Annotated in this window: 22 protein-coding genes and 1 riboswitch; of the genes, 9 read left to right on the top strand and 13 right to left on the bottom strand. The window is 64.6% G+C overall.

Annotation, left to right across the window (positions count from 1 at the left end):
• Positions 1–4: 4 nt before the first annotated feature.
• The gene (locus tag IV454_RS07500) at positions 5–1015 is read right to left on the bottom strand and encodes a hypothetical protein (RefSeq protein WP_206090959.1); all 1011 of its coding nucleotides are present in this window, start codon (positions 1013–1015) and stop codon (positions 5–7) included.
• A riboswitch (cyclic di-GMP riboswitch) is annotated at positions 996–1089 on the bottom strand. (Overlaps the previous gene by 20 nt.)
• 349 nt (positions 1090–1438) lie before the next feature.
• Between IV454_RS07500 and IV454_RS07495 the strand changes: the two genes are divergently transcribed.
• The 3 genes from IV454_RS07495 to IV454_RS07485 all read left to right on the top strand — a co-directional run bounded on the left by IV454_RS07495 (position 1439) and on the right by IV454_RS07485 (position 3443).
• Complete coding sequence (locus IV454_RS07495) at positions 1439–2173, top strand: alpha/beta fold hydrolase (RefSeq protein ID WP_206090958.1); 735 nt, start codon at positions 1439–1441, stop codon at positions 2171–2173.
• 104 nt (positions 2174–2277) lie between these two features.
• A complete protein-coding gene (locus tag IV454_RS07490; RefSeq protein WP_206090957.1) occupies positions 2278–2820 on the top strand; it encodes a hypothetical protein in 543 nt (180 codons plus the stop codon).
• An 8-nt stretch (positions 2821–2828) separates the two neighbouring features.
• Positions 2829–3443: a hypothetical protein gene (locus tag IV454_RS07485; protein WP_206090956.1), complete on the top strand. Its 615-nt coding sequence runs from the start codon at positions 2829–2831 to the stop codon at positions 3441–3443.
• A 3-nt stretch (positions 3444–3446) separates the two neighbouring features.
• Here the strand turns inward: IV454_RS07485 and IV454_RS07480 are convergent, their stop codons facing one another.
• Both IV454_RS07480 and IV454_RS07475 read right to left on the bottom strand, forming a co-directional pair.
• Positions 3447–4283 (bottom strand): PEP-CTERM sorting domain-containing protein, encoded by an 837-nt coding sequence (locus IV454_RS07480; protein WP_206090955.1) that lies wholly within the window; start codon positions 4281–4283, stop codon positions 3447–3449.
• A gap of 127 nt (positions 4284–4410) precedes the next feature.
• Positions 4411–5379, bottom strand: coding sequence for an MBL fold metallo-hydrolase (locus IV454_RS07475; RefSeq protein WP_206090954.1), 969 nt, complete (start codon positions 5377–5379; stop codon positions 4411–4413).
• A 126-nt stretch (positions 5380–5505) separates the two neighbouring features.
• Between IV454_RS07475 and IV454_RS07470 the strand changes: the two genes are divergently transcribed.
• Positions 5506–6447, top strand: coding sequence for a LysR family transcriptional regulator (locus tag IV454_RS07470; protein ID WP_206090953.1), 942 nt, complete (start codon positions 5506–5508; stop codon positions 6445–6447).
• Positions 6448–6506: 59 nt separating this feature from the next.
• On the opposite strand, the gene IV454_RS07465 is transcribed toward IV454_RS07470, so the two are convergent.
• On the bottom strand, positions 6507–7085 hold the full coding sequence (locus tag IV454_RS07465) for a hypothetical protein (RefSeq protein WP_206090952.1): 579 nt from the start codon (positions 7083–7085) through the stop codon (positions 6507–6509).
• Positions 7086–7098: 13 nt separating this feature from the next.
• Positions 7099–7722, bottom strand: coding sequence for a hypothetical protein (locus tag IV454_RS07460; RefSeq protein WP_206090951.1), 624 nt, complete (start codon positions 7720–7722; stop codon positions 7099–7101).
• 222 nt (positions 7723–7944) lie between these two features.
• Between IV454_RS07460 and IV454_RS07455 the strand changes: the two genes are divergently transcribed.
• The gene (locus IV454_RS07455) at positions 7945–9534 is read left to right on the top strand and encodes a mucoidy inhibitor MuiA family protein (RefSeq protein WP_206090950.1); all 1590 of its coding nucleotides are present in this window, start codon (positions 7945–7947) and stop codon (positions 9532–9534) included.
• On the opposite strand, the gene IV454_RS07450 is transcribed toward IV454_RS07455, so the two are convergent.
• On the bottom strand, positions 9518–10135 hold the full coding sequence (locus tag IV454_RS07450; protein WP_206090949.1) for a DUF1287 domain-containing protein: 618 nt from the start codon (positions 10133–10135) through the stop codon (positions 9518–9520). The genes IV454_RS07455 and IV454_RS07450 overlap by 17 nt on opposite strands.
• Before the next feature lie 74 nt (positions 10136–10209).
• Between IV454_RS07450 and IV454_RS07445 the strand changes: the two genes are divergently transcribed.
• The 3 genes from IV454_RS07445 to IV454_RS07435 all read left to right on the top strand — a co-directional run bounded on the left by IV454_RS07445 (position 10210) and on the right by IV454_RS07435 (position 13571).
• Positions 10210–10635 (top strand): PaaI family thioesterase, encoded by a 426-nt coding sequence (locus tag IV454_RS07445; RefSeq protein WP_206090948.1) that lies wholly within the window; start codon positions 10210–10212, stop codon positions 10633–10635.
• Positions 10636–10786: 151 nt separating this feature from the next.
• Positions 10787–13063, top strand: coding sequence for a PAS domain S-box protein (locus IV454_RS07440; protein WP_206090947.1), 2277 nt, complete (start codon positions 10787–10789; stop codon positions 13061–13063).
• A 76-nt stretch (positions 13064–13139) separates the two neighbouring features.
• Entirely contained in the window at positions 13140–13571 is a 432-nt protein-coding gene (locus IV454_RS07435) for a group I truncated hemoglobin (RefSeq protein ID WP_206090946.1), read from the top strand.
• A 58-nt stretch (positions 13572–13629) separates the two neighbouring features.
• Here the strand turns inward: IV454_RS07435 and IV454_RS07430 are convergent, their stop codons facing one another.
• On the bottom strand, positions 13630–14334 hold the full coding sequence (locus IV454_RS07430) for an anti-sigma factor (protein ID WP_206090945.1): 705 nt from the start codon (positions 14332–14334) through the stop codon (positions 13630–13632).
• A complete protein-coding gene (locus IV454_RS07425; protein ID WP_229522114.1) occupies positions 14331–14921 on the bottom strand; it encodes a sigma-70 family RNA polymerase sigma factor in 591 nt (196 codons plus the stop codon). Before IV454_RS07425 ends, IV454_RS07430 begins: the two co-directional genes overlap by 4 nt.
• Positions 14922–15119: 198 nt before the next feature.
• Between IV454_RS07425 and IV454_RS07420 the strand changes: the two genes are divergently transcribed.
• A complete protein-coding gene (locus tag IV454_RS07420; protein ID WP_370663784.1) occupies positions 15120–16004 on the top strand; it encodes a DUF3034 family protein in 885 nt (294 codons plus the stop codon).
• A 34-nt stretch (positions 16005–16038) separates the two neighbouring features.
• Here IV454_RS07420 and IV454_RS07415 read toward each other — a convergent pair whose 3' ends face one another.
• The 5 genes from IV454_RS07415 to IV454_RS07395 form a co-directional block, all read right to left on the bottom strand.
• Positions 16039–16560: a TlpA family protein disulfide reductase gene (locus IV454_RS07415; protein ID WP_054265338.1), complete on the bottom strand. Its 522-nt coding sequence runs from the start codon at positions 16558–16560 to the stop codon at positions 16039–16041.
• A 113-nt stretch (positions 16561–16673) separates the two neighbouring features.
• On the bottom strand, positions 16674–17327 hold the full coding sequence (locus IV454_RS07410; protein WP_054265337.1) for a BON domain-containing protein: 654 nt from the start codon (positions 17325–17327) through the stop codon (positions 16674–16676).
• Positions 17320–17916, bottom strand: a complete 597-nt coding sequence (locus IV454_RS07405) for a phosphoheptose isomerase (RefSeq protein ID WP_054265336.1) — start codon at positions 17914–17916, stop codon at positions 17320–17322. Before IV454_RS07405 ends, IV454_RS07410 begins: the two co-directional genes overlap by 8 nt.
• A 54-nt stretch (positions 17917–17970) precedes the next feature.
• The gene (locus IV454_RS07400) at positions 17971–18330 is read right to left on the bottom strand and encodes a YraN family protein (protein WP_206090943.1); all 360 of its coding nucleotides are present in this window, start codon (positions 18328–18330) and stop codon (positions 17971–17973) included.
• A 1-nt stretch (position 18331) separates the two neighbouring features.
• A complete protein-coding gene (locus tag IV454_RS07395) occupies positions 18332–19633 on the bottom strand; it encodes a penicillin-binding protein activator (protein ID WP_229522113.1) in 1302 nt (433 codons plus the stop codon).
• Position 19634: the final 1 nt, after the last annotated feature.

Genomic DNA, 19634 nt, shown 5'->3' with positions numbered 1-19634 from the left:
GAGTTTACTTCTTCCCTGTATTCCCGGCAATCGCCGTGGCCATCAGCGTCTTAAATTGTGTCTCCGTGACAAACGTGTTCCAAGCCGTAATCAGACTGTTGTACGCGCCCCGTTCGACGGTTTTGGCGCTCATTGCTGCGGTAAGCGCGGCATTGAGCCTGCTTAACTCGGCGTAGCGGGGGTAATTGGCGCTCTTCAGCTGGGTGACGGCATAGTTGCTGTAACCCCACATCGTGGTGAGATTATTCCATTCACCCGAGCCAGGAGCAAAATGGACTGGCGGGGCGGGCGGCACCGTCACGGCCGGCTTGGCGGGCGCCGTGGGTTCGGCTGGCTTGACGGCAGGCGCGCTTGCCACCGGGGGGGCCACCGGCGCCGCACCGCAGGTGCCGGCAACGGTAACGCGGATCCATTTGATACTCGGCGCGGCCGATTCGGCGTTGACGACCACCTTCACGTTGTTGAGCCCAGGCGACAGGTAAGGCTGGGTCCAGATGGTCTTGAGCACGCGTGCGCTCAGATCGATCTTGGTGTTCTGGGCGACGAGCTTGTCGTTGCTGAACAGCCGGTTGGTGGTGCCCACGGCTGCGGTCGCGGAAATTTCATCATATTTGACATTGAAAGCGCACTTGCCGGCGCTGACCAGGAACGCATCCTTGTCGCTGACGTTGATCGCCGTGCCGGTCAGCACATTGCTGCCCATGGTGCCCTGGCTGATGATGCTCACGCCGTCCGGTTTGACAATCCGGAATGCCTCCGCTGCCTGCGGGCCCGCGGCGGGGGCGGGGGCCGCCATTGCCGGCGTACCCACGTTCACGCCGGGCGCAGCCGGCGCGACTGGCGCGCTTGGTTTGGCCACGACAGCGGCGCTGCCGAAATTTTCAGCGGAGACATGGGCGCTGACGGTAGCAGCGAGGAATGCAGCGATGAGAGTGCGATGATTCATGTGGAACTCCAATAAGGTTGTGATCCGTTTGAAAGCATCCGGCCGTTTGGCTGGCAACCCGGCTGTCATATGAAGCGCAGTGCGCCGCACGTAGACCCGTGGTTTTGCGTCGCCCGCTTTCGCGGGGTTTGCCCTTTCAATCTGTTGGTGGGCATCGCGGTCCGGTGTTACACGTCGGTACCGGCGATAGTTGGATATGAGCAACCTTCGTGCCAGAGCCTTTCACCGGCTTTTTACATGACAAAAAGGTATTCACTGTTAAAAAATTGTCGCTTGTTTTGTGTTTTTTGCCATGGTACTGGCAAATATTGTCAGCGTGCGATCGCCCGGATCGCCTTGCCGCGCCCGCGGCCAGCTTGGCGCCGCCGTCGTATCGTCTCCCCATTGAAGTTGACGCCTATAATTGCGCTAAACGTTGTCATGGAAGCTGGGAGAGCGTGCCGAGGCCACGCGCGCAATGCTTGCTAAAAGAAGATGTTGACATGAACCGCAATGACTGAGCATCAAGGTCCGCATGCCGCCATGGCGACCTTGGTCCTGCTTCCTGGAATGGATGGAAGCGGCGACCTGTTCGCCGGCTTCGTTTCCGCGCTTGGGGACCGGGTCGAGGCCATTGTCATCTCGTATCCGCCCGCGCTGGCGCTCGGTTATGCCGGCCTGACCGAGCATGCGCGCGCGCAGTTGCCGCTCGACCGTCCTTTCGTGCTGGTCGGCGAATCCTTCTCCGGCCCGGTCGCCATTGCACTGGCTGCGGCGCGCCCGCCCGGATTGATCGGGCTGGTGCTGTGCTGCACGTTTGCGCGTACGCCGCGCCCGCTCCTGGCGCCGCTCGGACCCCTGGTCAGCCTGCTGCCGATGTCGTCCAAGTTGACTGTCCTGATTGCTCCCTTCCTGCTCGGCTTCGGTGCACCCCTGGCCTTGCGCCGGGCTTTGCGCCGCGCGCTCGACCAGGTGCCGCAAGCGCGTCTGCGTTCGCGTTTGCGGGAAGTGATGGCGGTCGACTACACGGCGCGCGCACGGACCATCGCGGTGCCGGTGCTGTACCTGCAAGCGACGCGCGACTGCATCGTTCCCGCCGCGGCCGCACGCCTGCTGGCCTCGCTGTGCCCGGACTGGCGTCTGGTTGCGCTACGCGGGCCGCATCTGCTGCTGCAAACCTGCCCTCGTCATTCAGCTAGCGCCGTGCGTGATTTTGTGGCGGACGTCACGTCAGAGACGCGACAATGAACCATTAACCCGGCATCAGGTCCAATATTGCGATGGACTTCCTGTTCAGTTTCTCGACGCGCCTGTGTTGCGAGCCGAGCAGCCTTGGCTAATGTGGAGACGGCATGAAACCGAAACGCGTGTCATGGGGAAATCTGGACTACCGCGCCACCACTACCGGAGCCGCAAGCAGGGTCGGTGAGCGTGGCGGAAGGGTGTGTGGGGCCCTGGCCGAGATCCAAAGCAAGGCCGGCGCCTTGTCCGATTCGGCGTGCGCCCTCCTCGCTTCCATGCCAGCCCGGGCGGATGTGTTAAGCGCAACCCTGGTCGACGCGTATGCGGACCAGCTTAATGAAATCGAACACCTGCGTGCCAGGCCGGCGAACTGGTCGACTGCGCCGGTTGCCGCACCTGATACGGCCCGTACCAACGCCGCCCAGCGCGGATTGATCATGCTCTTGTTGGCAGGCATTCCCGCGCCGACGCTGATGTTATTGAACGACGGAACAGTGGCGGCCTTCTGGCGCCATGCCGATGCGTACGCGAGCATGGATTTCGATGCCGATGGCGAGTTCGCCTGGTCCGCGGCAAATGCCGGCAAGGTGACATCCGGTACCTGGACAGGCGGCGTGCTGCCCGCGCCACTACATGAAATTATCGCGGCGTAGACCTGCATATGGGCTGTGAAGCGATCGGCAGCTATCGGGGAGCGCGGCGCGACTTCGTTGACTTTGTCCTTGGCATCGATGCTGACGGTAGTTGCCAGCAAGTCCGCGTCAGCAGCAGTTCTTCCGGGCCAGTGCACGATGACGAGACGCTCGCGCGATTTGTCTTCGCGCCTGCCCACACCACGCCAACGGGAGACATCGATGAGACGTTCGTTCTCGATGCATTCAAGTATGGTGCGTCGGTACAGCGCCTCCAGGTCGAATTGCAGCAAAGCCTGCCAGCGCTGCACCGGGACGGCGAAGCCCACGCCGAACGTATCCGGCGCGGTTCGCCAGACCGGGCACCCCAGCCCGAGCGGACCTACCTGGGGGTTGTCACCTTCGTAGCGGCGCAAGTCCGTGCCGTACATGTGGATGTGACCGCAGCGCGCATCCGCGTGTACGACACGGCCTTGCCCGACGACCAGCTGCATGCCGACATCGTTGCCAGCGACATCGGCTTGACGAAAGCGCTCAGGAAGGAACTGCGGGTCCGCCTTTTCCTGCTCGCATGGAAGTCGGGCCTGTTTCCTTCTCCTGTCGCCGAAGGCGGGACACCGCCCGTGGCGGGCCGAGGGTGTTGATGCTTACGCCCGGCGCCGCGCCGCCACCACGATGCCCAGTCCGGCCAGCAGCATGGCCCAGGTCATCGGTTCCGGTACCGGCGCCGGTATATTGGATGTGGCGGTCGTCCAGGAATTGAACGACACATAACTCACCATGTCGTTGGCAACGCGGTTCTCGTAAGAGGCGTTCAGGATGCCCGGCCCGGCCGTACCCTGCATGTTTTCGCCGTACATATAGGTGGCGCCGTCCGCCACACCGATATAGTCGCCCGGCGGCGTGACCACAAACGTGAATGCCACGCTCGAGTAGATCTGGGTATATGTCAAGCCGTCCGGCAAGGGGGCGATCGCGGAGTCGAATGCGTAGTCGATCGAGAACGTGATCGAGGTCATCGGCGACAGGATAAACGGGGCCATATTGACCTGAGCCCCGCTGGTCACGTGCAGGTAGCCCACGCTGGCGTTATTGTATGCCGACGTCTCCAGGGTCATACCGCTCAGCGACCCGCCCTCGACCTTCGCCGCCGAATCCAGTTGCGTCAGCGGCCTGCCGTCGGGGGCACTGAGGTAGGATTGGGCGTCGGCCACGGGGGCCATCGGCGTGTCGCCCTCGAGCGAATGCGGGGAGTACGCGTGGCGCAGCCCGTCGTAAGTCTCCGTCGTGACCAGCGACGTCATCGCCAGCGGCGCGCTGGCCAGCGGCGAGAGCGACGGCGCAATGCCATCGTTCGGGTCGAGGTCGGTCAGGATGTAGCGCACATTGCCGATGCTGGTGCGCGCGCCGATCTGCGCCAGCGCCGGGTTTGCGCACGCGAGTGCGCAAACGACGGCCAACAGCGATTTGCCTCGATTCGTCATGACGGTGTTCTCCGGTGGTGTCGATGGGGAGGCGCGGGCGATCCGGACCGGAATACCAGCGTTGCACAAATATTAACACCATCGAAACACGCTCCGGCTTGCTGCTCACCCGCGCACGACCCCGGCCTTAACGCACCTGCGTGTAATTGACCGGCACCCACTGATACGATTTACCCGCGCTGCGCACGTGGCCAATGCCCGGGAATTGCAGGTGCGACGCGCCCACCAGGCTGCCGTCCTTGGCCGCCGCGCTGAAGGTTTTCAGGCGCTGGGCCAGGGCGGCTTTCTCGTCCGAATCGAAGGCGATCGTCACACCAGGCTCGTCGAACTGCACGGCGCCCACGTGGATCAGGTCGCCCACCACCAGCAATTTCTTGCCGCCGCTCTCGACCGCATAACTGCTGTGGCCGGCCGTGTGGCCGTAGGTGGACGTCGATTTCACACCAGGCACCAGTTGCGTGTCGCCTTCGAACGGCTGGAAACGCTTGGCATCGATGTAGGGCTTGAGCGAGGCCATCGCGCCCTGGAAGAAACCCTTGGCATCGGCCGGCGCCTTGTCCATATTCGCCTGGCTCAGCCAGAAATCGGCATCGCGCTTGTCGGCCCGCACCACGGCGTTGGCAAACATCGCCGCGCCGTCTTTCGCGATGCCGCCCACGTGATCGGGATGCAGGTGGGTGATGTAGATTTCATCGACCTGCTCCGGCTGGTAGCCCGAGGCTTTCAGGTTCGCCACCAGCTTGCCCAGGTTGGGGCCGAACAGGCCGCCCGCGCCGCTGTCGATCAGCACCAGCTTGGTTCCGGTGTTGATCAGGTAAGCGTTGAACGAGGTTTCGACCGGGCTGGCCAGGAAGGACTTGGCCAGCGCCTTGTCGATCTTGGCCGGGGCGGTCTTGAGCAGTTTGTTGACTGGCAGATCGGTGGTGCCGTCGGACAGCGCGGTTACTTCGAAGTCGCCCAGCATCATGCGGAAATAGCCGGGCGCCGATACCTTGGCCATCGGCGCGGCGGCGTGGACAGGGCTGGCGGCGAAGGCGGCTGCGCCAAGGGCGGCCGCCAGGATCAGGGTGCGCGGGGTGCGGAACAAGTGGGTCATGGCGTCTTTCGGGTCAAGGTGATGGGAAAATGCTAAGCAGCAGTATGCAAGCTTGCGCTGCGCGGAACAATATGGCAATGTGCAAACTATCTTTGCGCTGTGCGCAAACCCACCGGAGCCCTTCCCATGTTCGACGCCCTGCACTGCTTCCTGACCGTGGTCGAGGCCGGCAATCTGTCGCGCGCCGCCAAGACCTTGCAGGTGGCGGTGTCGTCGGTGTCACGCCGGATCGACTGGCTTGAAGAGGATGTCGGCGCCAAGCTGTTCGTGCGCGGTTCGCGCCTAGTGCTGCTGACCGATGCCGGCGAGCGCTTCCTGCCGCGCGCGCGCCACCTGGTGGCCGAGCTGGCCGAAGCCAAGGCGGCCGTCACCGCGGTCGATCCCGAGCCGCGCGGCGTGCTCACCGTCACCGCCCCGCGCGCTTTCGGGCGCCGCCACATCGCCCCGGCCGTGGGCGATTTCCTGCACCGCTATCCGCTGATGGAACTGGAGCTGCAACTGAACGACGACGTGGTCGACCTGTCGGCCCAGCGCGTCGATGTGGCGGTCCGGCTCGGCCCCCTGCCCGACAGCGACCTGCTGGCGACGTACCTGGCGCCGCGCCGGCGCATTGCCTGCGCCAGCCCGGCCTACCTGGCGCGCAACGGCACGCCGGCCACCCCGCTCGATTTGCTCGACCACAATTGCATGAACTATGTCAGCCGCAGCGCGCTGGCTTGCTGGTGGTGCTTCGATGGTGTCAACCGCAACAAACCCTTGCCGGTGAGCGGCTCCCTGCGCAGCGACGATGTCGATTTCATGCTGGACGCGGCGGTCGGCGGCGCCGGCGTCGCCCATCTGCCGAGCTGGCTTGCGAGCGAGGCGCTGGTCGCCGGGCAGCTGGTGCCGCTGTTCGGCCCGGCGAGCCAGGGAGAGGAAAGGGTGACTGACGGCATCCACGCGGTGCGTTTGCCGGGGCGTTCGCATCCGGTCAAGGCGCAACTGTTCATCGCTTACCTGCGCGACCATGTGGGCACGCCACCGTACTGGGAACGGGCGCTGGCCGCGCACGAAACGATCGCCGCCTGAATGCGAAAACGCCTGCGGATGCAGGCGTTTTTACGACGGCTTACCGCGCTGTGACAGGCTTATTTGGAGATGGCTGCACGGAACTTTTCGTCACCCAGCAGCTCGCCGATCAGCTTGCGGTACTGCAATTCGTACTCGCGCGCCGCCAGCGGGATGGCGGTCGCGCCGATGAACGACGACTCCCAGCTCGACTCGACCTTCAGTTCGCGGTCGTAGCGCACTTGGGCGGCACGGGTGACGACGAAGCGCGCGGCCAGCACGCCCTTGCCGGTACCGATCGCGGCATCGACGTCGGTCTGGGTCAGGGTGCCGGTGATCACGGTCGGTGCGTTGGCGTCGAGCAGGCTGGCGGACAGCAGTTCGGCTTTCAGCGTCTCGCCCAGGTACTGCGCGAACGAGCCGCCCGGTGCGACCACGGTGCTGGCGCGGATGCTGTGGCTCTTGTCGAGGCTGGCGTTCTTGCTGGCGTCCAGGGTGAAGCTGCCGACGGCAACCTTGTCAAAATCAGCGTTACGCAGTTTGACGGCATTTTCCATCGTCGCGGCCGGCACGGACATGCTCATCGGCGCGCAGCCGACCAGTTGCACGGCCAGGGCGCCGGCGGCGACGAGGGAGGTAAGGCGAAAAATCGAGGTCATGGAGCTTCCTTGTTTATGGGTTGAATGCAGGGTCGAGCGACAGATCGCGCAGCGCATTGCTGAGCACTTCGTGGGTCATGGTCTTGATGGCCAGCTCGTGTTCCATCGGCTTGCCGGCGGTCGCTGGGGGACTGGCGTTGCCAATGGTGACGTGGATCGCATGGCGCGCCATCTTGACGATGGGTTTGCCCTGGCCTGCCGGAAGGTAGGAGACGGTGCATTCGTAGCCGTCGGTCACCGCGGTGCCGGCCAGGCCGAAGGTCATGCCGGTCACGAAGGCTTTGCCGGTCGGGTCATCGCCGATTTTCACATTGTTCAGCGAGATCATCAGAATCCCGGCCGGCGTGCCGCTGCCGGCGGGCGCGAACAAGCCGCTTTCCGCGACCTGGGTCGTGACGGCATCCTTGAGGAAATTCGTCACGGCCGCTGCCGGGGCGCCCCGGGTGAGAAATTCAAAGTTGAGCTGGACCGGTTTTGGATTGGCCACTTTCTTCATGTCCGCTACCGGAACTTCCTTGGTGGCGGTGTCGAGATACATCGGGCTGACGCAGCCGGTCAGCAGGGCGGAGCCGGCCAGCAGGCAGGCGGCGAACAGGGCGCGCGCGGCACCTGCGCGAGGGGTAAGAGGGACGGTCATGAGTATTTTCCGAAAATTAATTGCAATTTTAATTTCCAAATGGAAATCAGGACGAAAGCCTAACCGACGCTTGTTCAAGTTGCAAGATATTCGTTCCCTTGCGCTATATTGTTGTAAATATGAAACTAACGCATCGTCCATCGGCCGGTTTAACCCCTTTTTCCGCCCCCAACCGTTTCAATGCCAAGCGTTCTTCCTTCTCCCTGTTTTGAAAGGCACATCATGCGTTACCCTGTCCTTGCCGCCCTCGCCTTGCTCAGCCCGGGCATGGTCCTTGCCAATGCGCCGGTCACGGCCGTTACCCTGTATCCCGCCAGCGCCACCGTGGTGCGCACCGCCCAGGTCGCCGCAGGCGCCACCGAAGTCGTCATCGATGGCTTGCCCGCCAACTTCAACCTGGAAACCGTGCGCGTGCAGGCCGCCGCCGGCATCCGCGTGGTCGATGTGGTCGCGCGCGACGCGGCCGGCAGCGCAGCCGTCAACCCGGCCGAGGCCAAGCTGGCGGGCGATATCGAGCGCCTCAAGGACCAGAAGGCCGTGCTCGACGCCGAGGCCAAATCGGCCGCGATCGTCAAGGGCTACCTGGAACGCTATAACGGCGGCGCCGCCGATGGCGCCAAGCCCCAGGGGGCCGACAATGGCAAGGCGCTGGCCGGCGTGATCGATACCCTCGGGCGCGGCGCCAGCGAGGCGCTGCTCAAGATCCAGAAGCTGGCCGTGCAGCAGCGCGAGCTGGACAAGAAAATCGCGGCCATGGAGCGCGACCTGGCCGGCCTCAATTCGGACGAGAAGGATGTGCGCAGCATCGTGGTGCGCCTGGCGGCGGCCAAGGCCGGTGCCCTGACGGTGAGCTACCAGCGCGACAATGCCGGCTGGAAGCCGGGCTACCGCGCCAGCCTCGACTCGGCCGCGTCGCGGGTCGACCTGGAACGGCTCGCCACGATTTCGCAAAGCACCGGCGAAGACTGGAGCAACGTCAAGCTGACCCTGTCGACCAGCCAGCCGCGCCTGTCGCCCACGGGCCGCGAACCGCAGCCGTGGCTGCTGGGCTACCGCCCGCCGCAAGCGCCCTCGGGCATGATGGCCTATGCGCCGGCGCCGGCGCCGGCGCTGGCAATGGACAGGAGGGAAAAGGTGCAGATCACCGGCTACTCCAGCAAGCCCGGGGACGCCGAGATCAGCGAAATGCAGGGCGTCTTCGCCACCGAATTCGAGGTGCCGGGCCGGGTCAACCTGGCCGCCGACGGACGCGCCACCTCGGTGGTGCTGTCGACCCTGGCGCTGCCGGTCACCCAGCACCTGCGCGTGACGCCGCGCCTGGAAAAATTTGCCATCGTCATGGCCGAAGCGGCCCGTCCGGAAGGCGTGTGGCCGGCCGGCACCATGCAACTGTTCCGCGATGGCGGCTACATCGGCGCCACCCAGTGGAACCTGCAAGATGGCGAGCGCGCCCTGTTCTCGTTCGGGCGCGACGACCTGGTCAAGGTCGCGCTCGATCCGGTCGCCGGCAAGACCGGCAGCAAGGGCATCTTCGGCGGCCGCGCCACCAGTGTGCGCGCCGATGTGTTCACCCTGGTCAACCGCCACAAGACGCCGGTCGAGCTGCTGGTGTTCGATTCCTCGCCCGTCAGCACGGCCGAGGAAGTCAAGGTCGAGGCGGTGTTCGATCCGAAACCGTTCACCGATACCTGGGAACAGCGGCGCGGCGTGGTGGCCTGGAAAAAGACCCTGGCGGCGGGCGCCACGGCCAAGTTCCAGGTCGAGTACCGCATCGATTATCCGAAGGAAGGCTCGGTCAGCGGCTTGCGCTGAGCCCCGGCTGGTCGGCCGGCTGCCAGCGATAGTGCCCGCTGAGCGGCCAGGCGAACAGGCGGTCCTCGACCTGGGTGCCGTTGCCGATGTTGTGGATCACCAGCGGCACCCCGGCGCCGCCGCGCTGGCCGGACACGATGCCGATGTGCGGCAGATTGCCCGGCAGCATCCACGTGACGATGTCGCCGGTCTGGTAAGCGGCGCCATCGCGCGAGGGGATCATGGCCTTGCCGTGGCGCTTGAAATAAGTGGCCAGGTTGGGCACGCGGCGGTGGTCGATATTCGGATCGGGGCGCTTGAGTTGCCACAGGTGCGGATAGGCATCCCAGGCTTTCTTCATATCGTTGTGCACCAGTTCCTGCAAGTCCGCGCCGACCTTGCGGTAAGCGCGGATCACCACGTCGGTGCACACCCCGCGTTCGATCGGCACGTCGCCGCCGGGAAAGGCGATGCGCTCGTAGCGCGGATCGTAGCGGGTGGTCAGGCCCACCTGCGCGCGCGCGGCGTCCGCCAGGCGCGCCGGGGTGGCGTTCTGCGCCCGGGCCGACAGAGCGGACAGCAGCAGGGGCAGGCACAGCAGTGCAAGTACACATTTTTTCAAGATCGGACCTCGGTTAACCGGGCAGGGAATAAAAACGTACAATCGTGCTTATTTCAATCGCGAACGAGCACATCATGACGCAGCAACAACAGTTTACCCCTGAATCGATGAACAGTTTCGGCGCCGGCACCTTGCCCGGTTACCTGGGCGTGGAAATCACCCGGGTCGGCGGCGGCGAAGTGGCGGCGCGTCTGGAAGTCAAGCCGCACTTGCTCGCACCCAACGGCTTCCTGCACGCCGGCACTGTCATCACCCTGGCCGACACCGCCGCCGGCTACGCCTGCGTGGCCAACCTGCCGCAAGGGGCGAACAGCTTTACCACCATCGAAATCAAGTCGAACCACCTCGGCACCGCGCGCGACGGCGCCATCGCCTGCGTGGCCAAGGCGGCCCACCTCGGCAAAACCACCCAGGTGTGGGATGTGGTGGTCACCAATGAAGCCAATGGCAAGACCATCGCCCTGTTCCGCTGCACCCAGATGATTTTGTATCCGGCATAAGGATGCGCTGCCGGGCCTCAATTGCTGACTGAAAGTATTACATCCGACTACTTGCGTTTGACAATGATCCGGAAAGGCGCATGATGGCCGGACCTTGCGCCGTGCGTCCTCATCCGTCCCGGCGCCACTGTCCACCAGCCGGAGAGTCCGGATGACCATCGACTTCGATCAGCTCATACTCGCCGAGGCGCCCGGCGGGGTGATTGTCACCACGCCAGGCCACATCGTGCTGCGCTGGACCAGGGGCGCCGAACGCATCTTCGGCTACACCAGCGAGGAAGCCGTGGGGCGCGACCTGCGCGAGCTGATCGCGCTGCCCGGCAAGCAGGAGCTGGACCTGGAAGCGCAGCGCCAGCTCGAGCAGCACGGCGCCTTCGACTACGAGACCCTGCGCCGGCGCAAGGATGGCGCGCTGATTTACGTCGACTCGAACAATAAGGCGATTGTCGACGAACACGGCAAGATCGCCTACATTGTCTCCAGCAAGCGCGACATGACGCAGTCGAGAGCCATGCGCGACACCCTGCTGATCGAAGCGAAATTCCGCGACCTGCTCGAATCGACGCCAGACGGCATCATCATGGCCAACCCGACCGGCACCATCGTGCTGGCCAATACCCAGGCCGAGCGCATGTTCGGCTACGAGCACGGCGAACTGAACGGCAAGCTGATCGAAGTGCTGCTGCCGGCCCGCTTCCGCCCTGGCCACGTGGACCACCGCGCGCACTACTTCGAGCAGTCGCGCACGCGCACCATGGGCGCCGGGCTGGAGCTGTACGGGGTGCGCAAGGACGCGGTCGAGTTCCCGGTCGAGATCAGCCTGTCGCCGATCAGCACCGAGGCTGGCGCCTTTGTCATCAGCGCGATCCGCGATGTGAGCGAGCGCAAGAAGGCCGAGCAGAAATTCCGCGGCTTGCTCGAATCGGCGCCGGATGCCATCGTCATCGTCAACCGCGAGGGCGACATCGTGCTGGTCAATTCCCAGACCGAAAAACTGTTCGGCTATCCGCGCAGCGAGCTGCTCGGCAAGAAGGTCGAGATCCTGATCCCGCAGCGCTTTGCCGAACAGCATCCGCATTTCCGCGCCAGCTTTTCGGGCGAGCCGCGCCCGCGTTCGATGGGTGCGGGACTCGAACTGTACGGCTTGCGCCGCGACGGCACCGAGTTTCCGGTCGAGATCAGCCTGTCGCCGCTGGAAACCGAAGACGGGGTGCTGGTATCGGCGGCGATCCGCGACATCACCGAGCGCAAGCGCATCGAGCGCGCCCTCAACGACAAGAAGGTCGAGCTCGAACGGGCCAACCAGGCCAAGGACTTGTTCCTGACCAGCATGTCGCACGAGCTGCGCACGCCGCTCAATGCCATTCTCGGCTTCACCCAGTTGCTGGCCAACGAGTCGCTGCCCTCGACCGAGCTGCAAAAGCGCGCTTTCGTCCGCAATATCCTGACCGCCGGCCAACACCTGCTGGCCCTGATTAACGAAATCCTCGACCTGGCCAAGATCGAATCGGGCACCCTGAGCGTGTCGCTGGAAGCGGTGAACCTGGCCGGCCTGCTCGACGACGTGCAGGCCATGGTGGGCGACAGCGCCCGCGAGCGCAGCATCCGCATGGTGTTTCCGAAACTCGACGCGCTGGTGGTGGTGGCCGATCACACCCGGCTCAAGCAGATCATGCTGAACCTGCTGTCGAACGCCATCAAGTACAACCGCCAGAACGGCGTGGTGGTGGTCAACGCCAACCCGATCGGCCCGGCGCGGGTGCGTATTTCGGTGCAGGATACCGGCAAGGGCTTGCGTCCGGACCAGCTGGCCGCCCTGTTCCAGCCGTTCAACCGGCTCGGCCAGGAAGGCGGCAGCGAAGAAGGCACCGGCATCGGGCTGGTGGTGACCAAGCGTCTGGTCGAACTGATGGGCGGCAGCATGGGGGTGTCGAGCACGGCCGGCATCGGCAGCGTGTTTTGGATCGAGCTCGACATGAGCGCCGACCAGCAGCTCAACCAGAGCCTGGCGGCGCACCCGTTGGCGCCGGCGTCCGCCAGCGCTGCGGCGGTGGCGACCTTGCTGTATGTGGAAGACAATCCCGCCAACCTCGTCCTGGTGGAACAAATCGTCGGCTTCCGGCCCGATCTGGCGCTGATTTCCGCGCCCAGCGCCGAGCTCGGCATTGCGCTGGCGCAGAGCTACCTGCCCCAGGTCATCCTGATGGACATCAACCTGCCGGGCATGGATGGGCACGAGGCGCAGCGCCAGTTGCGTGCCAACCCGCGCACGGCGCACATTCCGGTCATTGCGCTCAGTGCCAATGCGATGGAGCGCGACGTCAAGCGCAGCCTGGCCGCCGGCTTTTTCGCCTACCTGACCAAGCCGATCGATATCGACGCCTTCACCGCCGCGGTGGACCAGGCGCTGGCGCTGGGCGCCGGATAGACGCGGTTTTGCGGCACGCCGGTGGCGGCGCGTGCTTGTTAAGTGCGATAGTCTTTCAACCATGATCGGAGCGGGAATGACGACCTTGACTCGGCTTTTTTGCATCGGCACCTTGGCGCTGGCCACCGGCTGCGCGCACGGCCCCGCCACCGACGACTCGGTCTATCAGGGACTGGGCGGCCAGGGCGGGATCAGGAAGATCGTCGACACTTTCGTGCCGATCATCGTGGCCGATGCGCGCATCAAGGAATCGTTCCGGGAGTCCGACCTGAAGAAGCTGTCGATGCGGCTGGAAGAGCAGTTTTGCGAGCTGTCCGGCGGGCCGTGCAAGTACAAGGGCAAGGACATGAAGGATATCCATGACGGCCTGAACATCACCAATGCGCAGTTCAACGCCCTGGCCGAGGATTTGCAGGTGGCGATGGACAAGAACGGCGTGGCCCCGGCGGTGCAGAACAAGCTGGTGGCCAAGCTGGCGCCGATGCAGAAGGATATTGTGACGAAGTAGGAAGCGCCGATTCGTCCGTCGTTTCCGGCAGTAGCGGAAACGACGGCGCCGACATGCATTACAAGCTCACCCAGTTACCCTTGTACACGATCGGTCCGGTCGGCCCATTCGGGTCGGGCGAGCCGCCCTTGGGCTCCAGGGTCACCGCCAGCACCGCCACATCGTCGCCGATCGCATTATCCGGCAAGGCAAACTTGCCCTTGTTATCAGCCAGTACCCCCAGCGAGCGCGGCTTGCCCGACTTCGGCACGGCCCACAGATGCAGGCTCTTGTCGGGGGCGACCTGGTCGCCGCCCACCACCCGCGCATCGAGCGCGTGGTGCTTGCGGTCGGCGGTGAGCACCATGGCCGGTTGCGCCTTGTCGTCGCTCAGGGTGGCGACATGGGAAATGACCGGCGCATCGACCGGACGATTGCTCAGCACCACGACCAGCAGCAGGGCCGCCATCGCGGTCGAGACCATGCCGAGGCTGCGCCAGAACGCCAGGTTGTCATTGAGCCAGAAGCGCCAGCCGGAAGCCGGATTCGCCTTGAGGTTCAGGCGCCGTTCGATGCCGCGCCACACGCTTTTCGGCGGCTGCACGCCGCCGGCGAATTCGGCCATGGGCGCCAGGCGCTGCTGCCATTGCGCGGTGATGTCGCGCAGGTCCGCATCCTGGTGCAGCCAGAGCTCGAAACGGCGGCGCGCGCCGCCCCGCAAGGTGCCCAGCACGTATTCCGCCGCCAGTTTCTGGCGCAGGACGATGTTATGTCGGATGTTCATGTTTGCTCCCGTTTCGCGAGACAGGTACGCAGTTTTTCCAGACTGCGCCTGATCCAGGTTTTCACGGTTCCGACTGGTAGCTTCATCTGCTCGGCCACTTCGCTATGCGACAGGTCGTGGTAATAGGCCAGCGCAAGGACCTGGCGATGCATCCCTTCCAGCGCGGACATGCACCACGCCAGCGCTTTCGCATCGCCACTCATTTGCAAGGCCTCGATCGGCGTCGCTTGCGGATCCTGTAGAGCATTCATGACTTCACTATCAAACTGTTCCGCATCGATTTCAACCGCGGTATCGCTGCGCCGGAGGTGGTCGAAAGCCTTGTTCCGGACAATGGTGGCCATCCAGGTCATCGGCGCTGCAAGATGGCTCTGGTAGTTGGCGGCATTGTTCCAGATCGCGACATAGCCCTCTTGTAATACCTCTTCAGCGAGCTCGCGCTTGTGCAATATACGCAGCGCGAAGCCGAACAGTTTCGGAGAAGTTGCATCGTAGAGAGAACGGAAGGCGCCGGCATCGCGCTTGCCGGCTGCCAGGAGCCAGATTCTCAGTTGCTGCGGGTCGAGCGGGTGGACATCGGTGGACACAGCGCGCCTTGGAAGTGGGTTCGGGTGGCCGCGTATGGCGCGGAGAGCCCGGTAAGGTTATCGCAAAGGCATACCAGAATACAACGAACTTATTTGCAAAATAGAGCAAAATAATTGAATCCAATCGCGCGCCGTTTGCGTACGCAGTACCGTAGAGACGGCTTGTTTCGTTCAGCTTTTCAAGGAGGGCACATGCAGATGGCGCGTTCGGTTGGCTTGTTTCTGGTGGCAGGCATGGCAGCGGGTGGCGCGCACGGACAGGGCCGGCCCGACATGGGCAAGCTGAGCGCGACAGGCGGGGTCAGCCAGCTCGAAGGGGCCGGCGGCGGCGGCCTGGTGCCGTGGGCCCTGATCACCGGCTACGGCAGCCGCGACAGCTGGGGCGCGAACCTGCACTACACCGGCGTGCGCACCCAGGATTACACCTTAGCCACGGCCGGACTGGCCGTCGGGCTGGCCGACCGGGTCGAGCTGTCGCTGGCGCGCCAGCACTTCAAGGGCAGCCTGGCGCCGCTCGACCGGCTCGCCATCCGGCAGGATATCGTCGGGGTGAAGGTGAAACTGGCGGGCGACGCCGTCTATGGGCAGGATGTGTTTCTGCCGCAAATCGCCGTCGGCGCGCTGTACAAGCGCAACAAGGGCGTGGACGGGCTGGGGACGTTGGGCGTGAACAAGGTGACCCAGCTGGGCGCGAAAGATGACAGCGGCACCGATGTGTACGTGGCCGCGACCAAGCTGTTGCTGGCGCAGAGCCTGCTGCTCAACGCGACCGTGCGCGCGACCAGGGCTAATCAGATGGGTTTGCTGGGTTTCGGCGGCGACAAGGGCAACGCTTACAAGGCGATGCTGGAAGTGTCGGCCGCGTACATGGTGGACCGCCAGATGGTGGTCGGCGTGGAATACCGCCAAAAGCCGCACAACCTGGGGGTGGACCATGAAAAGGCGTATGACGACGTGTTCGTGGCCTGGTTCCCGAGCAAGCAGGTGTCGGTGACTGCGGCGTACGCGGTGCTGGGCGACATTACCGTGTTCAACCCCAAGCGCCAGCGCGGCGCTTACTTGTCGGTACAGGCGGGGTTTTGAGGTCGGCGCTTGTCCGACTGAACGACCCGGAAGTTTATCCCGAAATCGTTTTTTGCAGCAATTGATGGAGCGCCGGGAAATCCGGTTCGCCCACATAGCGCTTGATGATCTTGCCATCCTTATCGATGACAAAGGTGGTCGGCGTCAGCGCGACGTCGCCGAAGGCCTTGGCGAGGTCGCCAGCGCTGTCGAGCGCCACCGTGAACGGCAACTGGCGCGTCTCGGTGTAACTGAGCACGTAGTTGGGCGGGTCGTACTTCATCGCCACGGCGATGAACTCCATGCCCGCGCCCTTGAACTTGTTGTAGGTCGCGACCATCTGCGGCATTTCCTTCACGCAGGTAGCGCACGACGTGGCCCAGAAATTGACCATGACCACCTTGCCGCGCAAGCTTTGCGAGCTGATCTTCTGTCCCTTGATGTCGATGAAGGTCACGTCCGGTGCTGGCGTGCCGCGCGTCAGCGCGACATAGCCAGCGCCGGCAATGGCCAGCACAGCCGCGCCGATGAGTGCCGGTTTGAGCCAGGAGGAACGGGGCGGGGTGTGGGTGGACATGACTGTGGGGACTGGAGTAGAACGGAAAGTCATTATAGCCGCGCTGTCGAAACGCCGCCCGCGGCCTACCCGCCCCGGCCCGGCGCCCGCCCGAGGCACGTACTTACATCACACTACAACTGGACCGAGGTCGAACGTGGCGAGATCGCCCTGAGTTCGTCTTCGCTGATATATTCCAGCACTTTGACCACTTTCTTCACGCCCGACACGCCGCGCGCCACATCGGCGCCGACCTGGCCTTCGCGCTGGGTCACCCGGCCCATCAGGAACACGGTGTTGTTCTCGGTGATGACCTTGAACGAGGTGGCCGAAATGGTTTTCATCTCCACCAGGCTGGCCTTGACCTTGGTGGTGATCAGGGCGTCGTTCGAACGCGAGGTGTAGGTGGCGGGTGAACCGACTTCCAGCTCGTTAATGACCATCATCACGCCATCGACGTTGGCCACTTCGCGCTCGACCGCCGCCTTCATGGCGTCATCGCGCACTTCGCCGGTCAGCAGCACCTTGCGGTTGAAGCTGTTGACATTGATGTGCACATCTTCGCCGGTGATTTTCGGCAAGCGCATCTCGGCCTTGAGCGCAATCGCCTTGTCGTCGGCCTGGGCGCCCAAGGTGCGGCGGTCGGCCGTGGCCACGGCGCCGGCAACGGCCCCACCCACGAACAGGCCGACGCAGCCTTGCAGGCTGCCCAGCAAGGCGACGCAGACGAGGGCCTTGGCCAGCGGATGCAGCAGGGGGCGCAACAGTGGAGCAGGGGAATCATTCATTGACATCTCCTCCGAACAGGGCCACATCGATGCCGTCGCAAATGCAGTGGATGGTCACCAGATGGACTTCCTGGATGCGCGCGGTGCGCGCGTGCGGCACGCAGATATGCACGTCGGCATCGGTCAGCATCTTGCCGAGCGCGCCGCCATCCTTGCCGGTCAGGGCGACGATGCGCATTTCGCGCTCCAGCGCCGCTTCGACCGCGGCAATCACGTTGGCCGAGTTGCCCGAGGTGGAAATGGCCAGCAGCACGTCGCCGGCTTGGCCGAAGGCTTGCACCTGCTTCGAGAAAATCTCGCGGTAGCTGTAATCGTTGCCCACCGCCGTCATGATCGAGGTATCGGTGGTCAGCGCCAGCGCCGGCAGCGGAAAGCGTTCGCGCTCGAAGCGGCCCACCAGCTCGGCCGCGAAGTGCTGGCAGTCGGCAGCCGAACCGCCATTGCCGCAGGCAAGAATCTTGTTTCCATTCGATAAAGCGAAGAACATCAGTTCGATCGCCTGCGAGATGGGTTGGGCCAGGGCAGAAGCCGCCTGAATCTTGAGTTCGGCGCTTTCGTGGAAGTGAGCGAGGATGCGTTGAGTATTCATGTGGGGATTATAGTGCAGCAGCCGGAGAACCCGGCCAAGTACGATTAAAATTGCTTACAACTCGATGGCGTTGCGCAGCCAGTCGAGTCGGTCGCCATCGATGGCCACCACGTCGAAGCGGCACGGCGGCACGGGCGAGCAGCGCAGCAGGTAGGTCTGGGCCGCGCGCACCATGCGGGCGACCTTGGCGGGGGTGATGCTGGCGGCCGCGCCACCGTGGCTACGGCTGGCGCGCTGGCGTACTTCGACGAACACCAGCGCCTCGCCATCGCGCAGGATCAGGTCGATTTCGCCGCCGCGGCAGCGGTAGTTGGTGTCCATCAGGCGCAAGCCCTGGCGTTGCAGGTAGGCCAGCGCCCTCTGTTCCCACAGCTGGCCCTGGCGCTGCTTGCCGCTGAGCCGGGCCGGCCACATATCAGTTCACGCTGTCGGACGGCTTGAAAGTGCCGCCCTGGTAGACCGCAGTCGGCTGGACCCGCTCGAAGCGCGCCGGACCGTCGCCAAAGCTGACCGACAGCCGTCCCGTCACCCCATCCATGGTGAACGAGGCGCCCGGGTGCAGGCTGATTTCGCGCGCCACGCGGAAGGCATCGATGCCGAGCGCGTACAGGCGGTCGAGGTCGAGCGTGCGGCGGCTGGCGTTCCAGCGCGGGTACACCATCACCGCCGGATGGTCGGGCTGCACTTCCCATGGCAGGTCGAGCAGGCGCACGCCGTCCAGTTCGGCCAGGGCGGTGCCCGGTTCCGTGCCCGGATTGACCGACGAGGTGCCGTAGGCAGGCACGTTGCTGCCGAGCGAGGCACGCACCTGGCGCAGCTGGTCGGCGTCGAGCGCGGTAAACAGTAGGGCTGGCTGGTCGGCATCGACCCGGCTTTTGAGCTGGGCAATGCCCGACTCGCTCAGATAGCCGTTCGAGGCCGTCAGCTCCACCGTCTGCGACTGGTTGCCCAGCTGCTTCCACTGGGCCGCGAAGGCGTTGGCGATGCGGCGCTGCCAGGCATTCGCGCCGGCCACGACCAGGGCGCGCGCGCCCGGATGCTCGCTCGCGGCCCACTGCGCCACCTGGCGCGCCTCGTCTTCGATCGACAGGCCCATGACCAGCATATTGTGCGGCAGCGCTGCGTTGGTGCCGCGCCCTTCCGGATGGTTCAGGGCGATGGTCGGCTTGCTGACCGCCACGCCGGCGGCCGCGATCGCGCTTACCGCCGAGCGCGCCAAAGGACCGACCACCATATCGTTCTGCGCCAGCGCGTCCGTGTAGGCCGCCAGCACGTCTTGCGCGCTGTCGCCGGTCTCGATCAGGTTGACCACGAAACCGCTGCGGTCGCGTTCGTAGGCGGCCATGAAACCGGCGCGCAGGGCACCCGCCGGCGGACCGAGGGCGTCGGAGCGGGTCGGCAGCAGCAGGGCGATGCGGGTGGCCGGCTTGCTGCCGGCAGCGGCAGGCACGGCGGCGGGCACGGCGGTAGGCAGGTCGGCCGCGTGCGGATGGGCAGCCACGGCGCCGGGAGGCGCATCGACCGCCATGGTCTCGACCTCGGCTTCCGGCACGACCGGCTCCTGGACCGCGATCACGCGCGGCTGGGCCGGTGCGACACTTGTGTTTGGTTCGATAGGCGCGCACAATCCCCCCGGCCTGTCGCAGGGCGTGCTGCAGGCACTCAGCATCGCGAGCGCGCCGGCGGCGAACCAGCCCATCAGACTTTTAATCAGCATT

It is taken from the genome of Massilia antarctica, assembly GCF_015689335.1.
GTDB lineage: Bacteria > Pseudomonadota > Gammaproteobacteria > Burkholderiales > Burkholderiaceae_D > Telluria_A > Telluria_A antarctica.
The sequence above is the reverse complement of the archived record's forward strand: the minus strand, read 5'-3'. Positions and strand labels throughout refer to the sequence as shown.